Source organism: Myxococcus vastator (genome assembly GCF_010894475.1).
In the GTDB taxonomy this organism is placed as follows: domain Bacteria; phylum Myxococcota; class Myxococcia; order Myxococcales; family Myxococcaceae; genus Myxococcus; species Myxococcus vastator.
The window spans coordinates 1-11,011 of sequence record NZ_JAAIYB010000287.1 but is presented as its reverse complement, the minus strand read 5'-3'; the positions used below and the strand labels follow the sequence as shown (position 1 = coordinate 11,011).

General features: G+C 69.2%; 9 protein-coding genes. 8 read left to right on the top strand and 1 reads right to left on the bottom strand.

Annotated elements, in window-relative coordinates:
* Together G4D87_RS24855 and G4D87_RS24850 are read left to right on the top strand one after the other, a co-directional pair.
* A partial coding sequence (locus G4D87_RS24855; protein ID WP_240358570.1) for a carbohydrate ABC transporter permease occupies window positions 1-876 on the top strand: 876 nt, incomplete at its 5' end.
* Entirely contained in the window at window positions 873-1,682 is an 810-nt protein-coding gene (locus G4D87_RS24850; protein ID WP_163784698.1) for a carbohydrate ABC transporter permease, read from the top strand. The genes G4D87_RS24855 and G4D87_RS24850, both read left to right, overlap by 4 nt.
* A 10-nt stretch (window positions 1,683-1,692) precedes the next feature.
* Here the strand turns inward: G4D87_RS24850 and G4D87_RS24845 are convergent, their stop codons facing one another.
* Complete coding sequence (locus G4D87_RS24845) at window positions 1,693-2,556, bottom strand: RpnC/YadD family protein (RefSeq protein WP_205507710.1); 864 nt, start codon at window positions 2,554-2,556, stop codon at window positions 1,693-1,695.
* 131 nt (window positions 2,557-2,687) lie between these two features.
* Between G4D87_RS24845 and G4D87_RS24840 the strand changes: the two genes are divergently transcribed.
* The 6 genes from G4D87_RS24840 to cmr1 all read left to right on the top strand — a co-directional run.
* Window positions 2,688-6,119, top strand: coding sequence for a serine/threonine-protein kinase (locus tag G4D87_RS24840; protein ID WP_240358569.1), 3,432 nt, complete (start codon window positions 2,688-2,690; stop codon window positions 6,117-6,119).
* Entirely contained in the window at window positions 6,100-6,882 is a 783-nt protein-coding gene (locus G4D87_RS24835) for an RNA polymerase sigma factor (protein WP_163784697.1), read from the top strand. The genes G4D87_RS24840 and G4D87_RS24835 overlap by 20 nt, the downstream gene beginning before the upstream one ends.
* A 16-nt stretch (window positions 6,883-6,898) precedes the next feature.
* Window positions 6,899-7,747, top strand: coding sequence for a serine/threonine-protein kinase (locus G4D87_RS24830; protein WP_163784696.1), 849 nt, complete (start codon window positions 6,899-6,901; stop codon window positions 7,745-7,747).
* Window positions 7,748-7,839: 92 nt separating this feature from the next.
* On the top strand, window positions 7,840-8,703 hold the full coding sequence (locus tag G4D87_RS24825; RefSeq protein ID WP_163784695.1) for a nucleotidyltransferase domain-containing protein: 864 nt from the start codon (window positions 7,840-7,842) through the stop codon (window positions 8,701-8,703).
* Window positions 8,704-8,794: 91 nt separating this feature from the next.
* On the top strand, window positions 8,795-10,624 hold the full coding sequence (locus G4D87_RS24820; RefSeq protein WP_163784694.1) for an SAVED domain-containing protein: 1,830 nt from the start codon (window positions 8,795-8,797) through the stop codon (window positions 10,622-10,624).
* Between the two features lie 89 nt (window positions 10,625-10,713).
* Window positions 10,714-11,011 (top strand): type III-B CRISPR module RAMP protein Cmr1 (gene cmr1 / locus G4D87_RS24815; RefSeq protein WP_163784693.1); only part of this gene is annotated, 298 nt, incomplete at its 3' end.

Below are 11,011 nucleotides of genomic sequence, written 5' to 3'. Positions count from 1 at the left end.
AGAGACAGGGGGAGCATGGCGCGGGAGCGGCGGCAGGCGTACCTGCTGGTGGCGCCGGCGGTGCTGGTGCTGGGCGGCGTGGCGCTGTACCCCATCCTGGCCGCGGTGTGGCTGAGCCTGCACCGCTTCATCCTCGTCTTCGGCGAGCGGCGCTTCACGGGGCTGGAGAACTACGCCTACCTGCTGGGGGACTCGCGCTTCTGGGCGGCGCTGGGGAACACGGCGTACTTCACGGCCGTCGCCGTCACGGTGGAGCTGTTGCTCGCGGTGCCGCTGGCGCTGCTGCTCCAGCGGGCGTTTCCGGGCAGGGGGCTGTTGCGCGCGTCGGTGCTGGTGCCGTGGGCGATTCCCACCGTGGTGAGCGCGCGGCTGTGGGCGTGGATGTTCAACCCGGAGTACGGCGTCATCAACCGGCTGCTGCCCGGGCAGGACATCAACTGGCTGGGCGCGCCGGGGTACGCGCTGCACGCGGCCATCCTGGTGGACGTGTGGAAGACGACGCCCTTCGTGGCGCTGCTGGTGCTCGCGGGCCTGCAGGGCATCTCCGAGGACTTGTACAAGGCGGCGCGGGTGGACGGGGCCTCGCCGTGGCGGACCTTCGTGTCCATCACGCTGCCGCTGCTCAAGCCGGCGCTGCTGCTGGCGCTGCTGTTCCGTTCGCTGGATGCGTTCCGGGTGTTCGACGCCATCTACGTGCTGACGGAGGGCGGGCCGGCGAACACGACGGAGACGCTGAGCATCTACGCGTACAAGACGCTGATGCGCTCGGGGGACTTCGGGTACGGGAGCACGCTGTCGGTGGCGACCTTCTTGTGCGTGGTGTTGCTGGCGGCGGTGTGGCTGCGGCTGCTCGGGCGTGAGGAGGCGGCGCGATGAAGCGGCCGGGGCTGGGCACCGCGCTGGCGGTGGTGGCGTTCCTGACCTTCTTCCTGGGGCCCTTCTGCTGGCAGGTGCTGACGAGCCTGTGGCCAGATGGCGAGCTGACCCGGCCGTGGCCGTCGCACCTGACGCTGGAGAACTACGCGAGCGTCCTGTGGGGCCGGCCCTTCCTGCGCGTGGTGTTGAACTCGCTGCTGGTGGCGGCGCTGACCACGGGCTTCTGTCTCACGGTGGGGGCCGCGGCGGCGTTCGCCCTGGCGAAGCTGGAGTTCCGGGGCAAGGGGCTGCTGCTGAGCGCGGCGCTGGCGGTGAGCATGTTCCCGCCCATTGCCACGGTGAGCCCGCTGTACCTGATTCTGCGCACGGTGGGGCTGCGGGACAGCCTGGTGGGGCTCGCGTTGCCGTATGCAACGTTCGCGTTGCCGCTGACGTTGTGGGTGCTGACGTCGTTCTTCCGGGCGCTGCCCGACGAGCTCTACCGCGCCGCGCGCGTGGACGGCTGCACGCCGTTCCAGGCCTTCTGGCAGGTGCTGCTGCCTTTGGCCGCGCCAGGGCTGGCGACGACGGCGATTCTCGTCTTCATCTTCGCGTGGAATGAGTTCCTGTACGCGCTGACGTTCCTCTCCACGCCGGAGAAGCGCACCGTGCCGGTGGCCATCAGCCTGTTCGCCAGCGAGTACCGCGAGCCGTGGGGTGAGATTGCCGCGGCCTCCGTGGTGGCCACGCTGCCCCTGGTGGCGCTCACGGTGCTGTTCCAGCGGCGGATTGTGTCCGGGCTCACGGCGGGCGCGGTGAAGGAGTAGGGGCGCGCGGTCAGTGCTTTGGCGCCGTGAGGACGGCGCGCAGCTCGGTGGCCGCGAGGTCCGGGGTGGTCACGGCCTTGTTGACGAGGGCTTTCAGGGCCGCGGCGCCGAGGTGGGAGAGACGCTCCTCGACATCGGGTGGCTGGGGAATCCCGCGTGCGTTGGCGAAGGTCAACAGCGTCTCGACGCGCTCGTGGAGTTCGACCCGTCTTCTCTCCAGTGCGCGTTGCTCTTCCCAGAACGGTGAATCAATCATGATGTCCCTCAAATAGTGACTGAGCCTGTCCTGCCCGAACCGGCGGGATGCCAGCGTGCCGAGTACCACGAGCAAGTCTAGGCGCTCCTCTGTCGAAAGGCTCGGTGCCTGATGGATGCGGGACTCGGCCCATGCGATTCGCTCAGGCCCCGCGCGAGATTCCAGGACAGAAAGGGGAAGCAGGGCGGTGGCCGCCTGCAAGGCAGGCTGAAGGTAGTCCACCTCCCAGAGGCGAACCACCTGGAAGTCGAAGGTGAGGACGCGGAGGCCGGGACACTCGAAGCCATACGGAGGTGGCGAGCCCTCGGCTTCGGGGGTGAGGTAGATGGCGACCGGCAACACGGGCAGGCGCTCCCGGCGATGGATGCGGACCGTGTAGTCCAGCAGCCGCGCCGAAAAGTGCGGGTCCGCCTGGGCCTGGATTTCAACGTCCACCGCGAAGCGCACACCATGGGCTTCCACCACCAAGACGGTGTCCGCGCGCCGCTCGGACTGCGGGAGGCTGGAGTCCGCCATCCGGATGAAGGCCGGTGTCTGCCCACCGAAGAGGAGCAGCAGGAGTTGCTCGGGGTGGCCTTGCACCAGCCTGCGCAGGATGAGGTCGAAGACGGAGGTCATGAAGTGCTGAGACCCTAAGGGTAGGGTCTGACATGCGTATCCCCTCGGGTTCAGGCGGGGTATGAAAGACCCTGGCCTGGACGATTCAAGGGCTGGACTGAAAATGCCCCTGTGGCGCAGGCTCCGACGTCTTGACTCAGCCTGTCCAAACCCAGCTTGGTCCCTATCGGCTGCTGCGCCTGCTCGGCAGCGGTGGCATGGGGGAGGTCTTCGCGGCCGTCCACGAGAGCGTGGGCAACCCGGTGGCCTTGAAGGTGCTGTCTCCCTCCGCGGCGGAGGACCCGCAGCGCGTCGCACGCTTCCTTCAGGAGGCCCGGGCGCTGGCCCTGCTCGAGCACCCGGGCGTCGTCCGTATCCTGCACTGTGATCGTGTCGGCGACACGGTGTACCTGGCCATGGAGCAATTGCAGGGACAGTCGCTCCGGCAATGGATGCAAGCGCAGCCGAACATCCCAATGGCAACCGCGCTGGCCCTCTGCGCGCAGGTGGCTGCCACCATGGTGGACGTCCACGCGCAGAACATCGTCCACCGGGACTTGAAGCCAGAGAACCTCTTCCTGTGCCCGGACGCCTCGCTGGCGTCTGGCTATCGCGTCAAGGTGCTGGATTTCGGCATCGCCAAGGTTCCGGAGGGACAGGCGGACCTGCTGTCCACGCAGGTTCACACGCACGAAGCCACGCTCATCGGGACGTTCCGTTACATGGCCCCGGAGCAGTTCCTGAGCGCCGCGAAGGTGGATGGGGCCGCGGATGTCTACGCGTTGGGCGTGGTCCTCTTCGAGCTGCTCGCGGGCCGCCCACCCTTCGACGCGGAGGAGCCGGTGCTGGTCATCGCCGCGCATCAGCGTGAGCCGCCGCCGCCCTTGAAGCAGCTCGCGCCGGCCGTGCCCACCGGGCTCGCGTCGTTCATCGCGGACATGCTGGAGAAGCAGCCCGCGGCGCGCCCCGACATGACGCGTTGCCGTGCCGTGTTCGAGCGCGCCTGGGCGCTGGATGCGGACGAGTGTCCAGTGCCCGGCCTCGCGCCCTTCACGGAGGCGCACGCGGAGCTCTTCTTCGGCCGGCAGGTGGAGGTGCGCGGGCTGTTGGAGCGTCTGGAGGAGGCGCGTCTGGGCACTCGGCGCTGGGTGCAACTGGAGGGGCCGAGCGGGGTCGGGAAGTCCTCACTCATCCAGGCCGCGCTGCTGCCGGCGCTGAAGACGCTGTCCGCCAAGGCGGAGCCGCGATGGCGCATCGCCACCATGCGACCTTCGGACACGCCGCTCCGTCACCTCGCGGAGGCGCTCGCCGCCGCGTATGCGGACGTCGGCGCCGCCGGGACGCGCGATGGTATCGAGGCCTCCCTCCGGAGTGGGCCAGTCGCGCTCCACGACTTCGTCACGGCGCATACCCCCAGCGAGTGCCGCCTCCTCCTGGTCCTGGAGCCGATGGAGGAGTTGTTCACGTTGGGCAGCGCCGAGCTGACGGCAATGGACGCGTTGCTCGCGGCCGCGCTGGCCGCGCCTGAGACGCCGCTGCGGCTCTTCACGAGCCTGCGCAGCGACTTCATCCACCGGCTCGAACAGATGCCTTCGCTGCCGCACCACCTCCACGCCGCGGCGCGCTTTCCGCTGTTGCCCATGGGTGATGAGGCCCTGTCGCAGGTCGTCCAGGGGATGGCGGGCCGCGCGAGGCTGCGGCTCAGCGAGGGGCTCGCCGAGCGGATGGTGCAGGATGTCCGGAGCCAGGGCGGGCGACTCCCGCTGCTGGGGCATACGTTGCAACGCATGTGGATGCTCAGCGGTGGCGCTCCGCTGACGCACCAGCACTACGAGCGGCTGGGGGGCGTCGGTGGGGCGCTGGCCCTCGACGCGGAGGCGCTGCTGGAGCGCCTGGGGGAGGAGGGCAAGCAGCGCGCGAAGTGGCTCCTCCTGGAGTTGGTGCAGGTGGGGCGCGGCACGCCGGATACCCGGCGGCCCCGTTCCCGGAAGGACGTCCTCGCGGCGTCGGGAAACGACAGCCTCGCCGAGGAGGTGCTGCACCGGTTGTCCGGAATCCCCCTGGGCCCGTCCCCGGCGGAGCCGCCCGGGCTCCGACTCATCGTGCTCTCCGGGGAGCGCGACCCGGCCCTCCAGCGCGTGGAGTTGGTGCATGAGACGCTGCTGCACCGGGTGCCGTCGCTCGTGTCCTGGCTGGAGCAGGAGCGCGTCGTGCTGGAGCGGCAGTCAGACCTGGAGGGCGTCGCGAATGCCTGGGAGCAGGCGCGCCGGCCGCTGGAGGGGCTCCCCACCGGGACGTTGCTGGAGCACTACCGGCGCGGGTTCGACTCACCGGGCCGTTGGGACACCCCCGCCCTCAGTCCCCGCGCGAAGGACTTCCTCCGGGCGGCGGAGCGGCTCTCACGCCAGCGCGTCCGTGCCCGGCGGCTCCTCATGGGGCTGGCGGCGCTCGCGGGCCTGGCCATCCTTTTCTACGCGGTTCGAGCCGAGCAGGAGCGGCGGCACGCGCAGGAAAACCTCCAGCGCCTCGTCAAGGTGGCCGACGGCATCTCAGCGCAAGCAGACTGGGACCTGAGCCGGCGCGCGCACACGCTGGACATCCGCCGGGCCATGCTCACGCAGTTGGACGCGTCCTTGAATGAGTTGTCGATGGACGAGCAGGCCCAGCACCAGGTCCGGCTGGCGGCCGTCCTCGTCGCGCACCGCATGGGGGACGCTGCCTACTACGCCGGCTCCCTCTCCGATGCGGAGCGTCGGTTCTCCGAGGCCCGCCGCATGATGAGGGTGGCGGGGCTCGCCGACGACGACCTGCAATGGCAGCTCGCGCTCAATGACTCCAAGCTGGGGAAGGTCGCCATGGCGCGCGGGCAGTGGGCGCGGGCGGATGCGCACCTGCGGGCCTCCTTGCGGCACATGGAGGCCCAGCTCCAGGTTGGGGACGACGACGTCGACGTCCGGCGCAGCCTCGCGGTGAGCCTGTCCGAGCACGCGGAGCTCCGGTGGGCGGAGGGGCGCGTCCGCGAGGCCGCGGCGCTCCTCGACCGCGCAATTTCGCTGCACGCCCAGAATACCGGCCGCCCCTATGACGAGGCGCTGCTCTCGGTGGTCCTGGCGCAGCGCGGTGAGTTGGCCATCGAGGAGGGCGCGTTGGGGGAGGCCGAGGCGGTGGTGGCTCGCGCGTTGCGGCTTTCGCGGAGCGCGCACGCGGCCCGGGGCGGTGAGGTGTTCTACCTCTGGCCATTGGGGAGCGCCCTGGTCGCGGAGGGGCGCCTCCACGCGGCGGCGGGTCGCCTCCGGGAGGCCGAGGCGCGCTACGCGGAGGCACAGAAGCTGGGACAGGCGCTGCTGGATGGCGAGCCCCCCAACAAGCGCTATGCCCTCATGGCGGCCCGCGCGCTTCAGGGGCACGAGGAGGTGTCCGCCGCCCTGGGTCTGGATGCCCCGCGCGCGGAATCCCGTGAGGGACGGTGTACCCTGGTGAGGCGATTCCTGGCGCAGGACCCGGAGGACGTTCGCTTCCAGGCCCTCACTTGTGAAGACGCGAAGCCGTTGAGAGGGGGACGTGATGATTCCGCCATCCAATGATGAGGCGTCGTTCGAGGAGTTGCTCCAGCGGGCGCGGGCCGGCGAGCATGCGGCGATGGACGCGTTGTTCCGGAGGAGCTGGAAGGCCTTGGAGCGGCACGCGGCCAAGAGCCCCGCGTTGGGGCTCCAGGGGGCCACGCGTCCGTCGGACATCTTCCAGCAGTCCGCCTTGCGTGCCTTCGAGAAGCTCTCGTCCTTCCGTGGCCAGTCGGAGGGCGAGTGGATCGCCTGGCTCAAGCAGGTCGTCTTCACGCAGTCCCTGGACGTCGTCCGCGCGGAGGCTCGCGAGGCGAAGCACGTCCCCGGAGGGAGGGCCTCCGGCGCGGAGGAGGTCGAGGCCATTCCCTCCGACGAGCGGACACCCAGCCAGTTCACCGCCCGGCGAGAAGAATGGCGGAGGCTGCTGTCAATGCTCGCGCACCTGCCGCAGGAGCAGAGCGAGGCCTTCTCGCTTTGTTGGTTGAGGGAGTTCACCGTCGAGGAGGCCGCGCAACAGATGAAGAAGTCGCATGCCGCCGTGTCGTCGCTGCTTCAGCGGGGCATGAGCACATTGCGGCGGCGGATGCGGGAGGACGGGGGGCCGCTCCAGGATGAAGCCGAGGTGAGCGCCGCGCTGGAGGCGTATTTCCGCCGACGGGACGCGGGAGCGCCGCTGGACCAGGAGGCCTTCATCGCGGAGTACCCGGGCTGCGCAGGTTCACTGCGCGAGGTCCTGGACTTCGTGACGCGGCTGCGTCCGTACACGCCCGCCATCAGCCCTTGAGCGAGGCGCGCCCGCCATGTTGCCACCAGGGACCCAGGCCGGGGAGTACCGCATCGAACGCCGGGTCGCGGTGGGGGCGACGAGCGACGTCTACGAAGGCCGCGACGCCCAGGGCGGGCAGGTCGCCATCAAGGTGCTCGCGGCCCGGTGGGGCGTTCACGCGGAGCTGGTGGCGCGCTTCCTCCAGGAGGCGCGGTCGCTCCTCGACTTGAGACACGCCCACCTGGTGCGCGCGCTGGCCTTTGGCGTCATTGACGCGCGGCACCCCTACCTGGTCCTGGAGTGGCTGCCGCGAGACCTGGAGCAGGGGCTGGCTGGCGCGGGAGGCCGCTTCGAGGTCCCTGACTGCGCGCGGGTCGTGCACCAGCTCGCGGAGGCGCTGTCCCTGCTTCACGCGCGAGGGTGGATTCACCGGGACTTGAAGCCGGCGAACGTGCTCCTCGCCTGTGACAGGCCCGGCGCGCTGGACGTCCGGCTCGCGGACCTTGGGCTCGCCAAGCGGGTCGCTGAAGCCTCGGGCGTGGACTCCGCATTGCCGCTGTCGACCGCGGAGGAGGCCATGTTGGGGAGCCGGCACTACATGGCGCCAGAGCAGTGGGTGAACGCCAAGCGGGTGGGACCCGAGGTGGACGTCTATGCCCTGGGCATCCTCTGGTTCCAGATGCTGGCGGGTGCGCTCCCTTTCTCAGGAGAGGCCGAGCACGAGCTGATGTTCCGGCATGTGGTGGACCCTCCGCCCATCCAGTGGCTGGAGGCCAGCGCGCCCCGCGCCACCGTGGAGATGGTCGCGCGGATGCTCGACAAGGTGCCCGGGCGGCGTCCTCCGCTGGCGGAGGTGCTCGCGCTGACCGCCGGTCCGGGCTGAGCGCGCCGCGCCCACTGGGAAATCACGCCGGTCGCGATGCCTTTTCCGCGCTGGGGGCGTCCTCTGGAGGAGACGGAACAGGAGGCGCCACCATGTGGAGCGTAGGTGAGGCATTGGAGCGGTTCATCAGCTCGCTGGAGCTGACGGAGGGACAGCGGAGCGAGGTCAGCAGGCAGCACACGCTGGTTCGCGAGGAGCTGAGCCGGAGGCTCGCCGGCTGTGAGACGTCCTTCCTGTCGGGTTCCTACAGCCGGAGCACCGCCATCCGACCGCTGCATGACGTCGACATCTTCACGGTGGTGGGGCGGGCCACGTCCACATCGCCGGAGACGCCCGATGCGGCGCTCAAGCGGGTGCGTCAGGCGCTCCACGCCGCCTGGCCGAACAAGGAGCTCGCCATCCTCCAGCAGCACTCGGTGCACCTGGGGTTCAGCGGGACTGGCATCGAGTTCGATGTGGTCCCCGCCTACCAGCACCCCTCTCAGGACCACTTCCTCATCCCTGAGCGGAACTCGGGACAGTGGATTCGCACCAACCCGCGCATCCACAAGGAGCTGAGCACCGCGGCGAACGAGCGGGCGGGCAAGAAGCTCAAGCCGCTCATCAAGGCGGTGAAGCACTGGAAGCGCGAGCAGGACTGCCGTCTCCTGGGGTCATTCCATCTGGAGGTGATGGGCTACGAGGCGTTCTCCCGGGCGCCCGTGGGCTACCTGGAGGGGCTCGAGACGCTCTTCGCCTTCCTGGCGAGCCGCGTGGACCGGCCGGTCCGTGACCCCGCCGGGTTCGACAAGGACGTGGATGCGCGGATGACCGGAGGGCAGCGGATGGCGGCGCGGAACATGCTCCAGGGCGCGGCCAGGGAGGTGCGGCTGGCGCTGAGCGAGCGCGACGCGCGCCCGGAGGAGGCGCACAAGCGGCTCCGGAAGCTCTTTGGCGAGGCGTACCGGTACCGCTGACGCGGCTGGGCGCCTGGAAAGTGAACGGCGCCGCGATGGGCTCTCGCGCATTTTCGCGTCCTCTCTTGTGAGGCCCCTTCCAGGAGAGGACATGCGGAGCGAGGACATCCCCATCAACCCGAGGACGCGCGCGCTCATCGTGCGCTACGAGCAGGACAGGGAGATTGCCGATGATGCCGCGCGGAACACGCTGATTCGATGCGGGTTCGAGGGCGACCGCGACGTGGCCTCCGTCGTGCTTCATCCGTATGACCCGCTCCGGTCGGTGCGCCGCCTGCCCGCGAACGAGTGGCCCGAGGCATTCCATGAACAGGCGCGCTTCGTGGAAGCGCTGCGCAAACGGGAGATGGAACTGGGCATTGATCCGCTCCCTGTCCACATCTTCGGATGTGCACCACTGACGCTCATGTTGGGCTTGGGCGCGCTGCTGCCTCGCCGCCACCTCCATGTGTATCAACAGGCGCAGGACGGCACCTGGTCGCTGGGCCATGACCGCGCGACGGCTCCTACGCCCGGAGATTACTTCCAGGTTGAAGGACTCCCCGACCGCCGTCAGGGCGGCAAGGGGCCCGTTGTGCTCATCATCGAAGTGTCGCGGGACATTCGAGACAACGTCTTGTCGAAGGTTGCGTCATGGCTGCCCGAGTCCTCCATCCTGGCGACGGTCTGCCTCCGCCCCCTGGACGGCCCTGCGTCTTCGGCGCTGAAGGAGCCCGCGCAGGCCGCGCGGGCCGTGGCGCAGTTTCGGGCAGTGCTGGACTCCCTCCATCAGAACCTGGAGGGAGCGGAGTCCGTGTTCCTGGCCATGGACGCCCCCGGGAGTCTGGCCGCGGCCCTTGGCTCGGCGGTCAATGCCACCACCCAGCACCCCCTCGTGCTCCTGCAACTCAGCGAAGACCACAAGCGCTACGACGAGGTTCACGTCATCCGCGCGCAGCGTGTCGTCGCGCGGAGGAACCCCTCCTCAGATGACTTGCTCAAGGCCACGCGAATCCTCAACGAGGTACGACGGGTTCATGGGGAGCTGGTCTCATGGCTTCGGGCGCCGGAGCAGGAGCCCTTGGTTCAGCACCTGGGGAGCCGCAGCTATCTGCGGAGTGAAATCGACGAGGAGCCTGCTGTCACCGACACGCCGCTCTTCCGCCACCATGGCGGGAAGTGGAAGTTCGGCTGGGACTTGCTGCTGGGCCTCGGCGCGCTGCGGGAGCGCCTGGAAACCCGCGAGGACTGGAACGAGTGCCTGCGCTTGTTTCTCATCCATGAAGCCTTCCATGTCCGGCAGGGCGGGCTGACTTCCTACAACTACCGGGGCATTGGTTGGGTTGGATTGGTCCTGGAGGCGGCCGACTACGACGCGGACGCTGTAGGAGTCGAGGTGGCGCTGGCGTGGCGCAAGGCCATGCATGGCGGCGCCGTGGCGAGCGTAGGCGAGCTGAAGACGCTTGAGTCCATCGTCTGGAATTCGTTGGAGATGCTGCGGGTCTTCGAGCCCGAGCGACCGGTGCTGGATCTGGCTGAGCGCAGGCTGCGACGCTACCTCATCTGGCTCTTCCATGTCTGCCGGCTCTCGGTGCTCGCGGTGGCCTCACCGGACAGGGAGGTGCGGGAGGAACTGGAGCGCGTGACGGTGGAACTCGTGGGCCTGCCTTCCTTCAGGGACCCTCACGAGACCTACGCTCAGCGGCGCATCCAGCTCAAGCTGGGGGACGTGAGTGAGCCGGTGATGTTGGCGCTCTACTTCCGACACCGGCTGGTGCGTCTGGATAATGACAGGGCTTGGGTGGAGGACCTGCTCACGACGCTCCGCGACTGGGAGATGTCGCCTCGTGAGGACCTTCGCGAGCGAGTGCGGCTGCTGTTCGAGCGCCTCTTCGACAAGTTCCCGGACCTCATCGAAGCGCCGGGCACGGACGCTCGGTAGCTGCATTCACTGAAGGCGCCGCGTGGCTTTCGCCATGTCCTCAGGTCACGCGCACGCGGTGGTGTTCTCTCTCTTGCCAAGGGGTCGTCATGCCCTCGCTGGACCTGCCTGAACCTTCTTCAACCGAAGCCAGCCACTTGCGGCGGCGCTCCGCCTCGGCACCGAGGCTGGAGTCCTTCACGTTGGCGCTGAAGACTGTCACGCCCATCCTGGGCGGAGGGCCTGTGGCGCGCGGCGCGGAGCTCCCCTCCGTGGACATCATCCGCGTCCCCACCGTGCGCGGGCACCTGCGCTTCTGGTGGCGCGCACTGTATGGCCATGCCTACGTCGCGGGGGGCTCGGAGGCGCTGGCGCTTCGGGAGCGGGAACTCTGGGGCGGCATGGGGC

Bases quoted from the DNA above. Each gene is read 5' to 3' on its own strand.
- G4D87_RS24850 (WP_163784698.1), top strand. From the start codon at position 873: ATGAAGCGGCCGGGGCTGGGCACCGCGCTGGCGGTGGTGGCGTTCCTG.
- G4D87_RS24845 (WP_205507710.1), bottom strand. From the start codon at position 2,556: ATGACCTCCGTCTTCGACCTCATCCTGCGCAGGCTGGTGCAAGGCCAC.
- G4D87_RS24835 (WP_163784697.1), top strand. From the start codon at position 6,100: ATGATTCCGCCATCCAATGATGAGGCGTCGTTCGAGGAGTTGCTCCAG.
- G4D87_RS24830 (WP_163784696.1), top strand. From the start codon at position 6,899: ATGTTGCCACCAGGGACCCAGGCCGGGGAGTACCGCATCGAACGCCGG.
- G4D87_RS24825 (WP_163784695.1), top strand. From the start codon at position 7,840: ATGTGGAGCGTAGGTGAGGCATTGGAGCGGTTCATCAGCTCGCTGGAG.
- G4D87_RS24820 (WP_163784694.1), top strand. From the start codon at position 8,795: ATGCGGAGCGAGGACATCCCCATCAACCCGAGGACGCGCGCGCTCATC.